The 17,703-nt window shown below is 72.5% G+C and carries 17 protein-coding genes; 14 read left to right on the forward strand and 3 right to left on the reverse strand.

What is annotated here, in order from left to right; translation table 11 throughout:
* The first annotated feature begins 42 nt into the window (after nucleotides 1-42).
* From AB4880_RS21820 to AB4880_RS21850, 7 genes are all read left to right on the forward strand, one after another.
* The gene (locus tag AB4880_RS21820) at nucleotides 43-1,281 is read left to right on the forward strand and encodes an acyl-CoA dehydrogenase family protein (RefSeq protein WP_367921320.1); all 1,239 of its coding nucleotides are present in this window, start codon (nucleotides 43-45) and stop codon (nucleotides 1,279-1,281) included.
* A 58-nt stretch (nucleotides 1,282-1,339) separates the two neighbouring features.
* Nucleotides 1,340-2,479: a dimethylsulfone monooxygenase SfnG gene (gene sfnG / locus AB4880_RS21825; RefSeq protein WP_367921321.1), complete on the forward strand. Its 1,140-nt coding sequence runs from the start codon at nucleotides 1,340-1,342 to the stop codon at nucleotides 2,477-2,479.
* Nucleotides 2,476-3,657 carry an SfnB family sulfur acquisition oxidoreductase gene (locus AB4880_RS21830; RefSeq protein WP_367921322.1) on the forward strand — a complete coding sequence of 394 codons (1,182 nt, stop codon included), beginning with the start codon at nucleotides 2,476-2,478 and terminating at the stop codon, nucleotides 3,655-3,657. The genes sfnG and AB4880_RS21830 overlap by 4 nt, the downstream gene beginning before the upstream one ends.
* A gap of 11 nt (nucleotides 3,658-3,668) precedes the next feature.
* Nucleotides 3,669-4,832 (forward strand): LLM class flavin-dependent oxidoreductase, encoded by a 1,164-nt coding sequence (locus tag AB4880_RS21835; protein WP_367921323.1) that lies wholly within the window; start codon nucleotides 3,669-3,671, stop codon nucleotides 4,830-4,832.
* Nucleotides 4,829-5,326 carry an NADPH-dependent FMN reductase gene (locus tag AB4880_RS21840; RefSeq protein ID WP_367921324.1) on the forward strand — a complete coding sequence of 166 codons (498 nt, stop codon included), beginning with the start codon at nucleotides 4,829-4,831 and terminating at the stop codon, nucleotides 5,324-5,326. Before AB4880_RS21835 ends, AB4880_RS21840 begins: the two co-directional genes overlap by 4 nt.
* Nucleotides 5,323-5,820 (forward strand): flavin reductase family protein, encoded by a 498-nt coding sequence (locus AB4880_RS21845; RefSeq protein WP_367921325.1) that lies wholly within the window; start codon nucleotides 5,323-5,325, stop codon nucleotides 5,818-5,820. Before AB4880_RS21840 ends, AB4880_RS21845 begins: the two co-directional genes overlap by 4 nt.
* A 102-nt stretch (nucleotides 5,821-5,922) precedes the next feature.
* Nucleotides 5,923-7,206 carry a DUF2306 domain-containing protein gene (locus AB4880_RS21850; protein ID WP_367921326.1) on the forward strand — a complete coding sequence of 428 codons (1,284 nt, stop codon included), beginning with the start codon at nucleotides 5,923-5,925 and terminating at the stop codon, nucleotides 7,204-7,206.
* A gap of 8 nt (nucleotides 7,207-7,214) precedes the next feature.
* Here the strand turns inward: AB4880_RS21850 and AB4880_RS21855 are convergent, their stop codons facing one another.
* Nucleotides 7,215-8,603, reverse strand: coding sequence for a pyridoxal phosphate-dependent decarboxylase family protein (locus AB4880_RS21855; protein ID WP_367921327.1), 1,389 nt, complete (start codon nucleotides 8,601-8,603; stop codon nucleotides 7,215-7,217).
* Nucleotides 8,604-8,750: 147 nt separating this feature from the next.
* Here AB4880_RS21855 and AB4880_RS21860 point away from each other — a divergent pair, with 147 nt between their 5' ends.
* On the forward strand, nucleotides 8,751-9,179 hold the full coding sequence (locus tag AB4880_RS21860) for a VanZ family protein (RefSeq protein WP_367921328.1): 429 nt from the start codon (nucleotides 8,751-8,753) through the stop codon (nucleotides 9,177-9,179).
* Here AB4880_RS21860 and AB4880_RS21865 read toward each other — a convergent pair.
* Complete coding sequence (locus AB4880_RS21865) at nucleotides 9,133-10,329, reverse strand: CaiB/BaiF CoA transferase family protein (RefSeq protein ID WP_367921329.1); 1,197 nt, start codon at nucleotides 10,327-10,329, stop codon at nucleotides 9,133-9,135. The genes AB4880_RS21860 and AB4880_RS21865 overlap by 47 nt on opposite strands.
* A gap of 173 nt (nucleotides 10,330-10,502) precedes the next feature.
* Here AB4880_RS21865 and AB4880_RS21870 point away from each other — a divergent pair, with 173 nt between their 5' ends.
* Complete coding sequence (locus AB4880_RS21870) at nucleotides 10,503-11,639, forward strand: acyl-CoA dehydrogenase family protein (RefSeq protein ID WP_367921330.1); 1,137 nt, start codon at nucleotides 10,503-10,505, stop codon at nucleotides 11,637-11,639.
* Between the two features lie 8 nt (nucleotides 11,640-11,647).
* Here AB4880_RS21870 and AB4880_RS21875 read toward each other — a convergent pair whose 3' ends face one another.
* Nucleotides 11,648-13,141, reverse strand: coding sequence for a helix-turn-helix domain-containing protein (locus tag AB4880_RS21875; protein ID WP_367921331.1), 1,494 nt, complete (start codon nucleotides 13,139-13,141; stop codon nucleotides 11,648-11,650).
* Nucleotides 13,142-13,227: 86 nt separating this feature from the next.
* On the opposite strand from AB4880_RS21875, the gene AB4880_RS21880 reads away from it, so the two are divergent.
* From AB4880_RS21880 to AB4880_RS21900, 5 genes are read left to right on the forward strand one after another with little or no spacing between them, the layout of a single operon-like run.
* The gene (locus AB4880_RS21880; protein ID WP_367921332.1) at nucleotides 13,228-14,379 is read left to right on the forward strand and encodes an ABC transporter substrate-binding protein; all 1,152 of its coding nucleotides are present in this window, start codon (nucleotides 13,228-13,230) and stop codon (nucleotides 14,377-14,379) included.
* 7 nt (nucleotides 14,380-14,386) lie between these two features.
* Nucleotides 14,387-15,250: a branched-chain amino acid ABC transporter permease gene (locus AB4880_RS21885; RefSeq protein WP_367921333.1), complete on the forward strand. Its 864-nt coding sequence runs from the start codon at nucleotides 14,387-14,389 to the stop codon at nucleotides 15,248-15,250.
* Complete coding sequence (locus tag AB4880_RS21890; RefSeq protein WP_367921334.1) at nucleotides 15,247-16,158, forward strand: branched-chain amino acid ABC transporter permease; 912 nt, start codon at nucleotides 15,247-15,249, stop codon at nucleotides 16,156-16,158. Before AB4880_RS21885 ends, AB4880_RS21890 begins: the two co-directional genes overlap by 4 nt.
* Nucleotides 16,155-16,976 (forward strand): ABC transporter ATP-binding protein, encoded by an 822-nt coding sequence (locus AB4880_RS21895; protein ID WP_367921335.1) that lies wholly within the window; start codon nucleotides 16,155-16,157, stop codon nucleotides 16,974-16,976. Before AB4880_RS21890 ends, AB4880_RS21895 begins: the two co-directional genes overlap by 4 nt.
* A complete protein-coding gene (locus tag AB4880_RS21900) occupies nucleotides 16,973-17,680 on the forward strand; it encodes an ABC transporter ATP-binding protein (protein ID WP_367921336.1) in 708 nt (235 codons plus the stop codon). The genes AB4880_RS21895 and AB4880_RS21900 overlap by 4 nt, the downstream gene beginning before the upstream one ends.
* Nucleotides 17,681-17,703: the final 23 nt, after the last annotated feature.

A 17,703-nucleotide genomic window follows, 5' to 3' on the forward strand; every position in this document is an offset into this window, starting at 1 on the left:
CCTCACCCCTGACCGCCCGCATCGCCCGGCAAGGAGTCCGTCATGAGCGTCACCGCCCGAGAGGCCAGCAGCCGCTGGACCACCACCCCGTCCACCGCCGAGGAATGGCTCGCCCGCGCCCGCGAGGTCGCCACCGAGCTCGCGGTGGACGCCGTCGCCCGCGACCGCGCCAACCAGACACCGACCGCAGAGGTCCAGCTGCTCAAGGACAGCGGCCTCGTCACCCTGCTCGGCCCGACCGAGCACGGCGGCGCCGGCCAGAGCTGGACGACGGCGCTGCGCGTCGTCCGGGCCGTCTCGGCCGGCGACGGCTCGATCGGCCAGCTCCTCGGCTACCACTACCTGTGGGCCTGGGCGGCGCGCCTGGTCGGCACGCCGGAGCAGATCGCCGCGGTCGAGGAGGCTGCGACCACGAACCAGTGGTTCTTCGGTGGCGCGGTCAACCCGCGTGATGCGGACCTGACGATTCGCATCGACGGTGACGACCTCGTCTACTCGGGCCGCAAGTCGTTCTCCACCGGCGGCGTCGTCTCCGACGTCACGGTGCTCGAGGGCGTCATCGAGGGAACCGGGGACCACGCCTTCGCGATCGTCCCGACCCAGCAGCCCGGCATCCGGTTCCTGGGCGACTGGGACAGCCTCGGCCAGCGCCTCACCGAGAGCGGAGGCGTCGTCATCGACGAGGTCCGCGTCCCGCGGGCGTCCGCGGCCGGATTCGTGCGGGACGGCGAGGAGTACGTCTTCGTTCCGCGCACGTACAACAGCCTCAATGTGCCGCTGATCCAGCTGATCTTCGCGAACCTCTATGTCGGCATCGCCGAGGGCGCGCTCGCCACGGCGGCGACCTACACCCGCGACACGACCCGCGCCTGGCCCTACGCCGGCGACGTCAAGACCCGCGCGAGCGAGGAGTTCTACGTCCAGGAGGCGTACGGCGACCTCCGCTCGAAGCTCTGGGCCGCCGAGGCGCTGACCGAGCGGGCCGCGGTGCTGATCGAGGAGATCAACGCCCACGCCGACGCCGTCACGGCCGAGGAGCGCGGTGAGGCGGCGGTCGTCATCGCCGCCGCCAAGCAGGTCGCGATCGACGTCGCTCTGGAGATCGGCACGCGGGTCTACGAGGTCACGGGAGCGCGTGCGACGGCCAGCTCCGTCGGTCTCGACATCTACTGGCGCAACGTGCGCACGCACAGCCTCCACGACCCGATCGCGCACAAGCGCGCCGAGGTGGGTCGCTACGCGCTGCTCGGCGAGCTGCCCGAGCCGACCTGGTACACGTGAGCCGTCTCTTCGCCGGCTCCGAGCGCAATCTTCGCATCCACTCGAAAGGGACACCGTCATGACCATCGATCACGAACCCCTGAAGTTCGCCTACTGGGTACCCAACGTCTCGGGCGGCCTGGTCGTCAGTGACATCGAACAGCGCACCGACTGGACCTACGACTACAACGTCAAGCTCGCGCAGCTGGCCGAGAACAACGGCTTCGACTACGCGCTGAGCCAGGTCCGCTACACCGCGTCGTACGGCGCCGACCAGCAGCACGAGTCCACATCCTTCAGCCTCGGCCTGCTCACCCAGACCGAGCGCCTGAAGGTGATCGCGGCGGTCCACCCGTACTTCTGGAACCCGGCGGTCCTGGCCAAGTGGCTGATCACCGCCGACCACATCTCGGGTGGTCGCGCCGCGGTCAACGTCGTGTCGGGCTGGTTCAAGGGCGAGGCCGTCGACCTCGGCGTGCGCTGGCTCGAGCACGGGGAGCGCTACCGGCAGAGCGAGGAGTTCGTGCGGGTGCTGCGCGGCCTCTTCGAGTCGGCCGAGAAGGGCCCGTTCAGCCACCAGGGCGACTTCTACCAGATCCACGACTTCCAGCTGAAGCCCGGACCGATCGCATCGGAGGGTCGTCCGCACCCCGAGATCTTCCAGGGCGGCAACTCGACGGCGGCCCGCGAGGTGGCCGGCAATGTCATCGACTGGTACTTCTCCAACGGCAAGGACTTCGACGGCTTCACCGAGCAGTATCTCGAGGTGAACCAGAACGCCCAGCTCGCCGGCCGTGCGGGTGCGGTCAGGTTCGGTCTCAACGGCTTCGTCGTCGCCCGCGACACCGAGCAGGAGGCCAGGGACGTGCTCGAGGAGATCGTCGCCAAGGCCAACCCCGACGCGGTCGAGGGCTTCCGCCAGGCGGTCCAGCAGGCGGGCGCCAGCACGGCCGACGGCAAGGGCATGTGGGCGGACTCCACCTTCCGCGACCTCGTCCAGTACAACGACGGCTTCCGTACCGGCCTGGTCGGGACGCCGGAGCAGATCGCCACGCGCATCGTCGAGTACAAGAAGCGCGGCGTGAACCTGTTCCTGCTCGGCTTCCTCCACTACCTCGAGGACATCGAGTACTTCGGCGCCCGGATCCTGCCGATCGTCCGCGAGCTGGAGGCCGAGCTCGCCGCCAAGGACGGCGTCGCCCTGGAGCCCGTGTCGTGAGCGTGCCGGTTCTCGGGCCGGCCGACGCGGTCGAGGTCGCCCGGACGCTGGGGCGTGCGCTCGCGGACGGCGACATCGACCGCGACCTGCACCGTTCGTTGCCGTACGACGAGGTGAAGGGCCTCGCCGAGTCGGGGCTGCTGGCCCTCACCGTCCCGGCGGCGTTCGGGGGCGCGGATGCCTCGGTCAGCACGGTGACCGAGGTGTTCCGAGCCCTCGCCTGGGGCGACCCCAATGTCGCTCAGATCCCGCACAGCCACGTCGTGTTCCTCAACCAGCTGCGGCTGCACGGCTCGCCCGAGCACCAGCAGCGGATCTTCGGGGAGGTGCTCGCAGGCTCGATCGTGGCCAACGCTCAGTCCGAGTTCGGGAGCAAGCACGTCCGCGACATCCGCACCACGCTGTCGCCCGCGGGGGCGGGCTGGCTGCTCAACGGGGAGAAGTTCTACGCCACCGGCTCCCTGTTCGCCGACTATCTCGCCGTCCTGAGCCGACGCGAGACCGACGGCTCGCTGCAGGTCGCGTGGATCCGCAAGGACGCTTCCGGAGTCGAGGTCGTCGACGACTGGGACGCCGTCGGTCAGCGCACGACCGGCAGCGGCACGGTGCGGCTGACGGACGTGGTCGTCGGCGCCGACTGGGTGACCCCCTTCTCCGTCGAGTTCGACCGGCCGACCACGTACGGCGCGTTCGCCCAGGTGCTGCACGCCGCGATCGACGTCGGCATCGCCCGTCGGGCGCTGGACGAGGCGGGCGAGTTCGTCCGGACCACGTCCCGGCCCTACCCGGACGCCGGGGTCGAGCGAGCTGCCGAGGACCCGGTCGTCGTCCATGCCTTCGGCCAGCTCGAGCTGGCCGTCCGCGGCAGCGAGGCGCTGCTGCGGGTGGCCGCCGAGGCGGTCGACGCGGCGAACCGCACGCTGACCGAGGACACGGCGGCCGAGGCCAGTCTGGCCGTCGCCGCGGCCCGTGCCTCGTCGACCGCGGTGTCGGTGGACGTCGCGTCGCAGCTCTTCCAGGTCGCCGGCACCCGCGCCGCCCTGGCCGGGCTCAACCTCGACCGCCACTGGCGCAACGCGCGCACGCACTCCCTGCACGACCCGGCCGGCTGGAAGGTGCACCACCTCGGCCGCTGGGCCGCGGACGGCATCCGGCCGCCGCGCCACGGACAGATCTGAGAGAAGACGAGATGAGCAAGCTGACGTTCCACTGGTTCCTGCCGACCAACGGCGGCGACGGCCGGCACGTCGTCGGCGGCGGTCACGGCACCGGCGCCGAGGCCGCGGGCAGGCCGGCGACGGCGTCGTACATCGGCCAGATCGCCCGCAGCGCCGAGCAGCTGGGCTTCGAGGCCGCGCTGACGCCGACGGGTGCGTGGTGCGAGGACGCCTGGGTGGCCACCGCGCTGGTGGCTCCGCTGTCGGAGCGCCTGAAGTTCCTGGTCGCCTTCCGGCCCGGCCTGATCTCGCCGTTCCTGTCGGCGCAGATGGCGGGGTCCTACCAGAACCTGACCGGGGGCCGGCTGCTCCTCAATGTCGTCGTCGGCGGGGAGTCGCACGAGCAGCAGATGTACGGCGACTTCCTCGGCAAGGACGAGCGGTATGCCCGCAGCGACGAGTTCCTGACGATCGTGCGTCGCCTGTGGGAGGGCGAGGAGGTGACCTTCAAGGGCCACTACTTCCAGGTCGAGAAGGCGGTGCTCAGCCAGCGCCCCGAGATCCTGCCGGCGATCTACTTCGGGGGCTCCTCGCCGGCCGCGCTGGACGTCGCCGCCAAGCACGCCGACGTCTACCTCACCTGGGGCGAGCCGCCCGCCGCCGTGGCCGAGAAGGTCAGGGCCGTGCGCGCCCGCGCCGAGGCCCTGGGCCGCGACATCCGGTTCGGGCTGCGGGTCCACGCCATCGCCCGCGACACCGCCGAGGAGGCCTGGGCCGAGGCCGACCGCCTGCTGGCGGGCATCTCCGAGTCGGATATCGCTCGGGTCCAGGCCGGCCTGCGGCGCTCGGAGTCCGAGGGGCAGAAGCGCATGCTCGCGCTCAACGGCGGCACCAAGGACGGCCTGGAGATCCACCCCGGCCTGTGGGCGGGCGTCGGTCTTGTCCGCGGCGGCGCCGGCACGGCGCTCGTCGGCTCGCACCAGCAGGTCGCCGACCTGATCGAGGAGTACGCCGCCGTCGGCATCGAGGAGTTCGTGCTCTCGGGCTACCCGCACCTGGAGGAGGCGTACGCCTTCGGCGAAGGCGTGCTGCCCGAGCTGGCCCGCCGGGGCAGGTGGACGCATCCGGCTCCGCCGCGCGCGCTGGGCTCCGCCGTTCCCTTCGGCGCGGCGCCCTTGCAGGTGGTGGTGTCATGACGACGGTCGTGATCGTCGGCAACCCCAAGCCGGCCTCCCGGACGCTGGCCGCCGCGACGTACGTCGCCACCCAGCTGGCGGGCGCGCCGCCGGACCTGGTCATCGACCTGGCCACGCTGGGGCCGGCCGTCCTCGACTGGTCGGACGCGACCGTCGACGCGTTGGTCCGGCAGGCCGGCGAGGCCGACCTCGTCGTGGTCGCGAGCCCGACGTACAAGGGCACCTACACGGGCCTGCTCAAGGTCTTCCTCGACCGCTTCGCCGGCGGCACCGGCCTGCGCGGCCAGGCGATCCCGCTCCTGCTGGGCGCCGGACCGGAGCACGCGCTCGCCGCCGAGCTCACGCTGCGCCCGGTGCTGACCGAGCTGGGCGCGTCCGTGCCCGGTCGGGGGCTGTTCGTCCTCGACTCCGAGGCGGGCGAGCCTGCCACGTACGAGGTCTGGCTGCACGCCACGCAACCCTTCGTCCGACCGATCGCAGGAGTGATCCGATGACCGTCCTCGCCACCAACCAGGACCTGGACCCCGCGCGGGTGCGGGAGGCCTTCGGGGTCTTCCCGACGGGCGTCGTCGCCGTCGCCGCGCGGGTCGACGGCGCCTACGTGGGGCTGGCCGCCAGCTCGTTCACGTCGGTGAGCCTGGCCCCGCCGCTGGTGTCCTTCTCCATCGCGAACACCTCGCGAACGTGGTCGGACCTGCGCCGCTCGCCCCGGCTGGGCGTCACGGTCCTCGCCGACCACCACGGTGCGACCGCCCGTCAGCTGGCCGGTGACGTCGCGCATCGCTTCGACGGTCTCGACGTGGCGGTCGGCGACGGCGGCGCCGTGACGCTCGTCGACGGGATCGCCCAGTTCGACACCGCGATCTACCGCGAGGTGGAGGCGGGGGACCACACGATCGTGCTGTTGCGGCTGCACGCCGTACGCCGGGCGGAGGAGTCCTCGCCGCTGGTGTTCCACCGCAGCGGGTTCTCGAAGGTGTCCCCCTGACCCTGTCGCCCTGACGTACCACTCGGCGGGAGCGCCGGTGGCTGCGTCTTGCCGTGCGGCGAGACCTGCTCGCGCTCGTGGGCGCGCGTTAGCGTCTCGGCCGTGGTGCGTCGCGTGGTCCTCGGGATGCTGGCGCTGCTCGTCGTCGGCTACGTGCCGCTCGCCGCGACCTCGATGTGGTTCACCGTGCTGCCCGGTTTCCCGCGGTGGCAGGAGGACCTGGACGCCTGGCTCGGTGGCCACGCCTACGCCTGGGGTTCCGGCTCCGTCGCAGCGGTGCGGACGGCGGCCTACGTCGACCACCGGGTGGCCCTTCTCGTCCACACCACGCTCGGCGCGGTCGCGCTCTGCCTCCTGCTCGCGCAGGCTCTGCTCCTGCGGCGGGGCGGCGGGCCGGGGTCGCTGCACCGACGGCTCGGGTGGGCGTACGTCGGCGCCGTGGTCGTGAGCATGCTCGCGTCGTTCGTGTTCCTGCTCCGGGCGCCGCACCTCGCCGTACCGGGGCAGACCGGGTTCCGGCTCCAGCTCTGGCTGCTGGGGCTGAGCACGCTGGGCACCGTCGTCCTGGGCGTGCTGGCGTCGCGCCGGGGCGACCGGGAGGCGCATCGGGCGTGGCTGACGCTCAGCGCCTGCTTCCTGCTGACCGCGCCGCTGCTGCGGCTGCTGTGGTCGACGCTCGGTGCGCTGGTCCCGGGGCACACGATGCTGACCAACCTGGAGGTCAGCGCGGTGGCGCTCGCCGTGGTGGCGCCGGGGACGGGCGCGGCTCTGCACGCGTGGACTTCGTCGCCGGTCGCTCGCGGTGGTCGGAGTGGTCGCGGTGTGCTGCTGCCGGTGGCGGTCGTCGGCGTGGTCGGTGAGGCGGTCGTCCTCCTCCGCTTCGCTGCGCTGGACGGACCGGCGACACCGGCGCTCTACCCGTGGTTCCACGTGGTGCCGATGCTCGTCTTCGGTCTGGTCATCGCCCGGGGGCGACCGGCTGCCTGGGCTCGGCTCGGGGTGGCGCTCGCCGTCGTGCCCTGGGCGGTCTTGGTCGTCGCGCTGGCGCTCGAGCCGTGGCTGGGGACCGCCGAGAGCCTGCGCGCGGGTCTGATGTGCGGGCCGGGGTTCCCGCTCGTGGCGTCGGTGGGGGTGGCATTGGCGGCGCGTCGATCGGATGATCGCCCCGGAGCCGGGTACTGCGCGCGGATGGAGCAGAGCAACCGCGAGCAAGGCCGTGGCGAGATCTCCGAGGTCGACAACCTGGGCGACGGCGGCGAGATCGAGCCCGGCGACTCGGTGGCCGGCCACCCGCACGACCGCGACGTCCAGGAGGGCGCGACCGGGCCCGATGCGCGGACCGGGGACCAGGACCAGGACCGCGACCAGGACCGCACCCGCCGCTGATCGGCTGGTCAGCGCGGCAGCAGCCCGACCAGCTGCTCGTGGAGCGCCGGCACCCACCCCTCGGTCTCGGGCTTCATGAGCACGCTCCGCAGGATCCGTCCCGAGGCGACGTCCGCGTCGACCCTGTGCCCGCGCGCCGCGAGGCTGGGCCCGTCGACGGTGTAGGTGGCGACGTAGAGGGCCTGGTCCGGGGGCAGCGCCACGCCGGCGTCGAGAACGTGGGCGGACGCCCGGTCGACCTCGGAGAGCCGGGGCCGGCTCGGGAAGTGGCTGATGATGTCGAGCTGCGGCGGCTGGAAGACGGTGAGCTCGTCGCTCGCGTCGATCAGGTCGGCCCACGCGAGGGCGGCGCGGCGGCCCGGGCGCAGGACGGCGCCGAGTCCGTCGGCGGTCAGCGGCAGCACCTGCAGGGTGAGCCAGAGGCCGGCGGCCGCGGCGCCGGCGCGGGAGCACTCGAGGGAGATCTCGCCGAGGTGCAGCTCGTCGGACGTGAAGTACGTGTACGGCGAGTCGTGCAGATAGTGCCGCGCGACGGCGGGGTCGCGGAAGAGGACGGCGCCGCAGCCGTAGGGCTGGAGGCCGTGCTTGTGCGGGTCGATCACGACCGAGTCGGCGTCGGCGATCGCGGCGAAGGGCGCGGCGGCGACGCCGTCGGGGGTGTCGTCGGCGATGAGGGTGAAGAACCCGCCGTATGCCGCGTCGACGTGGACGCGGACGCCGTACGCGCGGCAGAGCGGGATGATCTCGTGCACCGGGTCGACCGCGCCGAGGCCGGTGGTGCCGGTGGTCGCGACGACCGTGCCGACCGTGCCGGTGCGGAGGAGGGCTTCGAGGGCGTCGAGATCCATCGTCCCGCCCGCGGTCGTGGGCACCGCGTGTGACGCGATGCCGAGCACGTGGCTCATCCGGCCGTGCGTGTAGTGCGCGTCGGCGCTGTGCGCGATCCCCTTGCCGGGATGGGTCTCGCGGGCGACGAAGAGCGCCTCCAGGTTGGCGATCGTGCCGCTGCTGGTGAGGTGGCCGAGGTGCGTGCCGAACCCGAACATCCGGGCCAGGTCGGCCACCACCTCCTTCTCCAGCGCGGCGGTCGCGGGGCCGCCGTCGAGGGCGTGGTTGTTGGGGTTGATCAGCATCGCGGTCAGGTAGCCGACCACCGCCGCGGGGTGCGGCGGCTTGAGCATCTGGCCGACATAGCGCGGGTGGAAGAACGGGTAGTTGTCGCGCAGCCGGTCGTGGAGGACGGCGGTCGCGGCGCGCAGCTCGTCGAGCGGTACGTCGAGCGACGGGTGCGGCTCGTAGGCGCCGTACTCGCTCATCCAGCCGCGCATCGCGGCGATGCTCTCGCCGAGGAGGTCGGCGAGCTCGGGGAAGCCGGCAGGGGAGGCGTACGTGCTCATGCGTTCATCCTCTCGCCCGTCGTCGGGTGGTTGAGCGTGATTCCGGCGTCACGCTCACCCACCCGACTCCCGCGGCGGTCCCTCGGTACCGACGATCGGCACCCGAGGGGGAGGGCTCGGCCGCGCGGCGGACCTAGCGTCGACGACATGATCCGCCGACCCGTCGCCGCCGTCCTGCTCGCCTGCTACTCGGTGGTCGTCGCCCGCCTCACCCTGGCCGATCCGTCCGCCGGGCGCTGGGCGTTCGACCTCGGCTGGCGGGCGGCGGACGTCGCCAGCGACGGGCGGCTGACCTGGACGCAGACCGAGGCGCTGGCGAATGTCGCGCTCTTCGTGCCCGCCGGCCTCCTGCTCGCGATCGTGCTCGGCCGGCCGCTGGTCGCGGCCGCCCTGACGGTGCTCGCGTCGGCGTGCATCGAGCTGGCCCAGCAGCGGTTCTTCCCGAGCCGGGTCGCGGACGTGGCCGACGTGTGGCACAACGGGCTGGGCGGGGTGATCGGCGCGCTCGTCGCCGTCCCGTTCAGCCGGGTCAGTGCCTCGACGCGGGCTCGGCCGGCGGCGTCTCTGCGGGGCTGAGCCGCTCGTCGCCCAGCCAGCCGGCGACGACCTCGTCGCGATCGGCGCCCAGCGTCGGGCTCGACGCGGCGACGAGCTCGCCCTCGGCGGTGCCGGGGAAGCGCACCGGCTGCGTGAGATAGGGCGTGCGCCCGAGCACCGGGTGCTCGAAGGTGCCGACCAGCCCGCGGTGCGCGGCCTGCTCGCTGGCCAGTGCCTGGGCGAGGTCCCAGATGGGGGCGGCCGGGACGCCCGCCTCCTCGGCCTGGGCGACGGCCTGCTCGGTGGTGAGGCCGGTGGACCAGGCGGTCGCCAGCGCCTCGATGTCGTGGCGGTGCGCGGCGCGGGCGCTGTCGTCGGCGAAGCGCGGGTCGTCGGCGGCCTGGGGGTGTCCGACGAGGGCGCAGAAGCGCGCGAACACGCTGCCGTTGGCCACCGCGATCGCGACCAGGCCGTCGCGGGTCGGGTAGGTGTCGAAGGGCGCGGAGACCGGGTGGCGGTTGCCGACGCGGCCGGGCAGCGCGCCGCTCGCGGTGAGGATGCTCATCGCGGTCACCTGCAGCGAGACCAGCGAGTCGAACATGGCGACGTCGACGTGCCGGCCGACGTCGGTGCGCTCCCGCTCGAAGAGCGCGGCGGTGATGCCCCAGGCGGCGTACAGGCCGGCGATCACGTCGCCGACGGACTCGCCGACGCGCGTCGGGCCGCCGTCGGCGGTGCCGGTGCCCTCCATCAGGCCCGACATCGCCTGCACCACCAGGTCGTACGCCGGCGCGTGCGCGAGCGGTCCGCTCTGCCCGAAGCCGGAGATGCTCGCGTAGACGAGCCGCGGGTTGACCGCGCTGAGTGCCGCGTGGTCGACGCCGAGGCGCGCGGCGACGCCCGGGCGGAAGTTCTCGACGACGACGTCGGCGGCGCGCGCGAGGTCGAGCAGGGTCGCGTGGTCGGCCGGGTCCTTGAGGTCGAGGACGATGCTGCGCTTGCCGCGGTTGAGCTGCGCGAAGTAGACGCTCTCGCCGTCCTGGAAGGGCCCCAGGTGGCGGGCGTCGTCGCCGTGGCGGGACTCGACCTTGACGACGTCGGCGCCGAGGTCGGCGAGCATCGCGGTGCAGTAGGGGCCGGCGAGCACCCGACTCAGGTCGAGCACCTTCACGTCGTTCAGCAGCGTCATCGTCGGTCTCTCCTCGGTGCGTGGGGGCGGGCACAACCTAGGCGGGACAGCGCGCGGACCAACATGGGCAAGTGCCCGAAGATCTAGTGATCCATCGGGCACTTGCACATTGCGTGAGCCCGGTCACCGCGGCGTGAATAGTGCCGCAACGACCCCCACGCCGAAGGCCCCACATGTACCTCCTCGATGACCTCCACCACGAGCTCCGCGCCGCCGCCCGCCGGGTCGCCACCGACAAGCTCGCGCCCCGTGCCGCCGCCGTCGACGAAGCCGCCGTCTTCCCCCAGGAGAGCTACGACATCCTGGTCGCGGCCGGCCTGCACGCGCCCGGCATCCCGGAGGAGTACGGCGGCGACGGCGTCGACGCGATCGCTGCCGCCATCACCGTCGAGGAGGTCGCGCGGGCCTGCGCGTCGAGCTGCGCGATCATCACCTCCAACAAGCTCGGCATCGTCCCGCTGCTGCACTACGGCAGCGAGGAGCAGCGCCGCCGCTACCTGCCCGAGGTCGCCTCCGGTGAGGCGCTGATGGCCTATGCGATCAGCGAGCGCGAGGCCGGCAGCGACGTCGCCGCGATGCGCACGACCGCGCGCCTGGACGGCGACTCCTGGGTCCTCAACGGCGTGAAGACCTGGATCACCTCCGCGGGCATCGCCCGCTACATCGTCGTCTTCGCCGTCACCGACCCGGGCCAGGGATCCCGCTCCCTGTCGGCCTTCCTGGTCCACGCCGACGACGGCGGCATCGCGTACGGCGAGCCCGAGCGCAAGATGGGCCTCAAGGGCTCGGTCACCCGCGAGGTCTACTTCGAGGACTGCCGGATCCCCGCCGACCGGCTCCTCGGCGAGCGCGGCCGCGGCATGCGCGTCGCGCTCGGGACGCTCGACCACACCCGCGTCTCGATCGGCGCCGAGGCGGTCGGCATCGCGCAGGGCGCGCTGGATGCCGCGATCGACTACGTCAAGGAGCGCCGCCAGTTCGGTCAGGCGATCGCCGACTTCCAGGGCATCCAGTTCATGGTCGCCGACATGGGCATGAAGGTGGAGGCGGCGCGGCAGATGGTCTACGCCGCCGCGGCCCGCAGCCAGGCCGGGAGCGACGACCTCACCTTCTTCGGCGCCGCCGCCAAGTGCCTGGCCTCCGACACCGCGATGGCCGTGACCACGGACGCCGTCCAGCTGCTCGGCGGCTACGGCTACACCCGCGACTTCCCGGTGGAGCGCATGATGCGCGACGCCAAGATCACCCAGATCTACGAGGGCACCAACCAGATCCAGCGGGTCGTGATGGCCCGTCACCTGCTCCGATGACGGCGTGCTCAGGCGCCGGGTTCGCCGGCCCCGCCGGGGTCGCCGGCGGCATCGAGCGCGGCCAGCGCCAGCGCCAGCTCGACCCGGTCGACCAGCCGGTCGAGGTCGCGGTCGAGGAGCTGCTCGATCTGCTCCAGGCGGTAGCGCAGCGTGTTGCGGTGGATGACCATCGCGGCCGCGGTGACGCTCGGGACGCAGTCGTGCTCGAGGTAGGCGCGCAGCGTCGGCAGCAGCTGGTTGCCGGTGTGCTCGTCGCGCTCCAGCAGCGGCCCGAGCACCTCACGGCCGAGCTCGGCGAGCGGCAGGTCGAGGTTGCCGAGCAGCAGCCCGGCCAGCGAGAGCGGCGCGGAGCGCCCGATCCCGTCGTGGACGGCGGCCTGCCGGGCCTCGTAGTAGCCGAGGCGGAGTCCGGCGACGCCGCGGCGGGCCGACCCGACGCCGATCGCGGCGCGGTGCCCGGCCCGGCCGAGCTGCGTGCTCAGGTTCTCGGCGACCTGGTCCGCGGTCGTCCCGTCGGGGACGACGACCGCGACGGCGTCCTCGAGCAGGGCGGTCGGCAGCGAGTCGCCCTCGCGGCGGAGCACCGCGCGCAGCTCCCAGGGGACGCGGCGCAGCCGGTCCGGCGACTCGCCCAGCACCGCGACGACGATGGTCTGCTGCGCGTCGACCTGGACGCCGAGGCGGCCCAGCCGGCGGCGCGCCGCATGGTCGGAGATCAGGCCGTGCAGCACGTCCTCGAGAACCTGGCCCAGCAGCTCGCGGCGGCCGGTGAGGAAGGCCTGCTCGCGGGCGAGCTCGAGCCCCAGCACGGTCGCGGCGAAGGGCAGCACGCCCTCGTGCGTCGGCGCCGGATCGGTGTGCAGCACCGCGACGGGGATGTCGTCGACGACCACCTCGGCCGATGCCGTACGACGTCCGGGCGTCGGGGCGTCCGGCGTCCAGCGGGAGTTCCTGGGCGAGCGATGCAGCACCTGCCCGCCCGGCTCGGTCAGCAGCACCGCGCTCAACCCGAGCCGGCGGCGCAGCTCGGCCAGCATCCCGTCGATGCCGTGCCGGGACAGCAGCTCGCGCACCAGCCGGTCCTGGACCTGCAGGTTCGTCTGCACCGCCGCATAGGTCTCGGCGTAGATCTGGTCGGCCAGCCAGTGGCTGATCGCGATGAAGGGCACGCCGACCGGCGACACCACCAGGGCGAGGCCGGCCTCCTCCGCTGCCGCGACGAGCGCGGCCGGCGGCTCGTCGTGCACCAGGCCGACGCCGATGCAGACCGCGGCGACCGGCACTGCCGCGAGGGCCGCGGCGAGCTGCCGCCACTCCTCGGGCGTGCGGTCGACCAATGCCGTGGTCATCACCAGCTCCTGGCCGCGCAGGAACGGCACCGGGTCGGGCAGCTCGGTCGTCGAGCTCCAGCTGATCGGCTGCTCGGCGGCGCCCTCGGGGAGCACCAGGGCCTGCACGCGCAGGCTCGGCTCGGCCAGGAGATCCCTGAGCAGCGTCGGCATGGCCGCATTCTGCCGCGCGGCCTCTCGGCCGCGCCCACCCAGACCCGGTCGTCGTCGGCGACCTCGAACAACAACTAGGAGCACGCATGCGCATTCGCACCCTCATGGCCGGCGCCCTCGTCGGCCTGCTCGCTGCCACCTCCGCCTGTTCCGGCGGCGGATCCGGCGGCGACACCGTGAAGGTCGGCTTCTTCGCGCCGGAGACCGGATTCGGCTCGGCCGACGGCCGCAGCGCCCTCGCCGGCGCCCGGCTGGCCGTCGAGCAGGTCAACGCCGACGGGGGGATCGACGGCAAGTTGGTCGAGCTCGTCACCTACGACGACGCGAGCGACCCCAAGCAGGGCGCGGTGATCGCGACCAAGCTGGTGACCCAGGACCGCGTCGTCGCGGCGGTCAGTGGCTCCTACAGCCCGCAGACCCTCGCCGGCGCGACGATCTTCCAGCGCAACAAGGTACCGCTCGTGTCGGCGTACGCCGTCAACCCGGGCATCCCGGAGACCGGTGACTTCATCTTCCAGCAGGACTTCAACGGCGAGGTCCAGGGCCGCGCGGGCGCCGTCCAGTTCGCCCAGGACGGCGTGCGCAAGCCCGCGATCATCGCGATCGACAACGACTTCGGCAACGCGCTCGTCGACGGCTTCCAGGCCCAGGCGAAGAAGAGCGGTCTCGACGTGGTCTCCGTCGACAAGAACGAGTTCGGCGAGAAGGACTTCGACGCGATCATCCGCCGCGCGGTCGACGCGGGCGCCGACGGCATCTACCTGGTGCAGTACGTCGCCGAGGGCACCCAGTTCTTCCGGGCGCTGCGCAAGGGCGGGACCGACCTGCCCGTGCTGAGCACCGAGGGCATCGACTCCGCGGGCTTCCTCGACTCGATCGGCGGGCTCGCCGAGGGCGCGAAGATCACCACGAACCTCAACCGCGACTCGACCGCTCCGGCCACCAAGGCCTTCCTCGACGCGTTCGCCAAGGCCAACGACTTCCCGGCCGACATGGTCGCCGCCTCGTCGTACGACGCCGTCACGATGGTTCTCGACGCCGCCAAGGCGTCGGGCACCGGCTCCGCCGACATCCAGCAGGGCCTGCGCGACCTGAAGGACCACGAGGGCGCCACCGGCACGGTCGCGACGTTCACCGACGGCCGCCAGGTGGTCAAGCCGGTGCAGGTCCTCCAGTTCCGCGGGCCGAAGCTGGTCGCGGTCGGCGAGATCACCGACCCGTCCGTCATCACTCCCTGAGTCACTGATGGAGACCACAGTCGACGGACTCGTCATCGGGTCCCTGTACGCACTCGTCGCCCTCGGGCCGTGCCTGGTCTACGGATTGCTGCGCGTGCTCGACATCGCGAACGCCGCAGCGCTCACGCTCGGCGGCTACCTGGTGCTCGTCCTGGCCGAGCGCTCGGGCAGCCCGCTGCTCGGGGTGCTCGTGGGCATGGCCGCGGGCGCCGTCCTGGGCTGGGTGGTGCAGCGCTGGATCTACCTGCCCATCCTCGATCGCGGGCCGATCGTCACCCTGGTGACCGGCATCGGCCTCTACATCGTGGCCACCGAGCTGTTCCGGCTGCTGTTCGGGCCGTCGCAGCGCAGCGCCCACGTCGACCTCCCCCTGCCCGACCTGCATCTCGGGAGCGTGCGGCTGGAGGGGATCGACCTGCTGGTCCTACTGGTGACCTTCGGCGTCATCGGCATCACGTGGTACGTCCTGACCCGGACCCGCAGCGGCGTGCTGTGGCAGGCCGTCGCGCAGGACCGCCACGTCGCCGGCGCGGTGGGAGTCAACAGCCCGCGGGTGATCGCCGCCGTCTTCGCCGTCGGCTATGCGCTCTCGGCGCTCGCGGGCGCGCTGCTCTCGGTGAAGTACGACGCGGTGTATCCGACGCTGGGCGACATCCCGGCGTACAAGATGCTCGCCATCATCATCCTCGGCGGCCTCGGCAGTCCGCTCGGCACCATCGTCGCCGCGCTGCTGATCGGCCTCGTGGAGTCCTGGGTGGTCGCCTCGTTCGGCTTCGCGCTGCCGCGCGACGCCATCGCGTTCGTGGCGCTCATCCTCATGCTGCTGATCCGGCCGCAGGGCCTGATCCCGTCCCGGGTGGTGAAGGTATGACCTACGCGATCGTCGTCGCGGTCACCGCGATCCTCATGGCCAGCGTGGTCGTGAGCCTCAACCTCACGGCCGGCTACGCGGGCCAGCCGAACCTCGCCCAGAGCGCCTTCTTCGGGCTCGGGGCCTACTTCGCCGCGGTGCTGTCCGTCCAGCACGGGCTGTCGTTCTGGGCGGTGCTGCCGGTCTCGGCGCTCGTCTCCGGGCTCGCCGGTGCGGTGCTCGGCGCGATCAGCCTCCGGCTCCGAGAGGACTTCTTCGCGATCACGACCGTCGGCCTGAACTTCGTCGTCGTCGCGCTCTTCAAGAGCATCGACTTCTTCGGCGGTGCCACCGGCATCTACGGGCTGCCGCTGCCGACGCTCGGGGGCACGTCGTTCACCAACGACCACTTCCTGGTGCTGTCGGCGCTCCTGCTCGGGCTCGTCGTCCTGGTCTCCAAGGTGGTGCGCGACAGCTGGTACGGCGGCATGCTGATGGCGATCCGCGAGGACGAGCTGGTCGCGTCCTCGCTCGGCGCTCCGGTCGCGCTCTTCAAGGCCTCGGCCTTCGCGCTGAGCTCGCTGCTCGCCGGCGTGGTGGGCGCGGTCTACGCCTTCTTCATCAGCAGCATCACGCCGGAGACCTTCGGCTTCAACCAGTCGGTGCTCCTGTTGTCGATGCTCATCATCGGCGGGATGGGCACCATCCGCGGCGCGATCGTCGGGGCGGTGCTGCTGACCCTGATCCCGGAGATGTTCCGGTTCGCGTCCGACTACCGCAGCCTCGTCTACGGCGTCTTCCTGGTGCTCGTCCTGCGCTTCCAGCCGCAGGGCCTGGTCGGTGAGGACAGTTGGCTGGCCCGCGGCGCGGCACGGCTGCTGCGTCGCTCCCGATCCGCTCCGGCGGCCGTCACGGAGGTGTCCGCATGAGCACGGAGGGCAAGGTGACCCCGCTCGTCGAGGTCCGCGGCATCGGCGTCCGCTTCGGCGGGCTGCAGGCGCTCGACGACGTCTCGTTCGACGTGCGACCGGGGGAGTTCGTGTCGGTGATCGGACCCAACGGCGCCGGCAAGTCGACGCTGTTCAACGTGATCTCGGGCGTGCAGCGGCCGACCTCCGGCTCGGTGCTGATCGACGGCCGGCCGATCCGCCGCTACCGACCGGACCTGGTCCACGCACGCGGCGTCGGCCGCACCTTCCAGGTCGCGCGGCCGGTCGGCTCGCTGACGGTGCGTGACAACGTCCTGCTCGGGGCGGGCGGGCGCCGGCTGCACGGCGTGCTCAGCAGCCTGCGCCCGCGTGGCCGGGACAAGACGCTGCAGCACCGCGTCGACGACCTGCTCGAGCTCGCCGGCCTGACCGCGGTGGCCCATCGGCCCGCCGCGGAGATCAGCCCCGGCGACCTGCGCCGGATGGAGATCGCCCGCGCCCTCGGCGACGAGCCGCGGCTGGTGCTGCTCGACGAGCCGGCGGCGGGCGTCGGGTCCGACGGGCTCACCCCGCTCGCCGAGCTGCTCGGCCGGATCAGCGACCGCGGTGTCGCGGTCTTGCTGGTCGAGCACTACGTCGGCCTCGCGCTGTCGCTGTCGGACCGCGCCGTGGTGCTCAACCGCGGTCGCCTGCTGGCGCTCGGCGAGCCCGACGAGATCCGCGCGAACCAGGCAGTGATCGACGCCTATCTGGGCACCAAGCGCTCGCGCGGGACGGTCGTCGTACCGCCGGCGACGGGAACGGAGGAGGAGCGATGAGCCTGCTGACGATCGAGAGCCTGCGGGCCGGCTACGGACGCAGCACCGTGCTGCACGACGTCAGCCTGCGCGTCGAGCCGGGCGAGTTCGTCGTCGTCCTGGGGTCGAACGGGGCCGGCAAGTCGACCCTGATGCAGGCCGTGATGGGCCTGCGTCCCGTGACCGGTGGCCGGCTGCTCCTGCGCGATCTCGACCTGGCCGCGCAACCCGTGCACGCGCGGGTGCGGCATCGGATCGCCTACGTCCCCGAGGGGCGGCGGGTGTTCCCGGCGCTCACCGTCGAGGAGAACCTGATCAGCGCCTGGCGGCCGCCGGGGCGCGGGCAGGCGGCGTGCCTGGACGCGCAGTACGACCTGTTCGAGCGGCTGCGCGAGCGCCGGAGCCAGTTGGCCGGCACCCTGTCGGGCGGCGAGCAGCAGATGCTCGCCCTCGCCCGGGCGTTGATCAGCGAGCCCGAGCTGCTCGTCGCCGACGAGATCTCGCTGGGGCTCGCGCCGATGGTGGTCGAGGAGCTCTTCGAGGTCTTCGCCCGGCTCAACCGGGCTGGAACCGCGATCCTGCTGGCCGAGCAGAGCGCCGTCCTGGCGCTGGAGTTCGCGACGACGGCGTACGTGATGGAGACCGGGCAGATCACCCTCTCCGGCGCGGCCGCCGACCTCGCGAACGACCCGCGGGTGGCGGATGCCTATCTGCGGATGAGCTGAGCCGTCGTACGCAGCGAGGCCCC

The organism is Nocardioides ginsengisoli, from assembly GCF_039537225.1.
Taxonomy (GTDB): Bacteria; Actinomycetota; Actinomycetes; order Propionibacteriales; family Nocardioidaceae; genus Nocardioides; species Nocardioides ginsengisoli.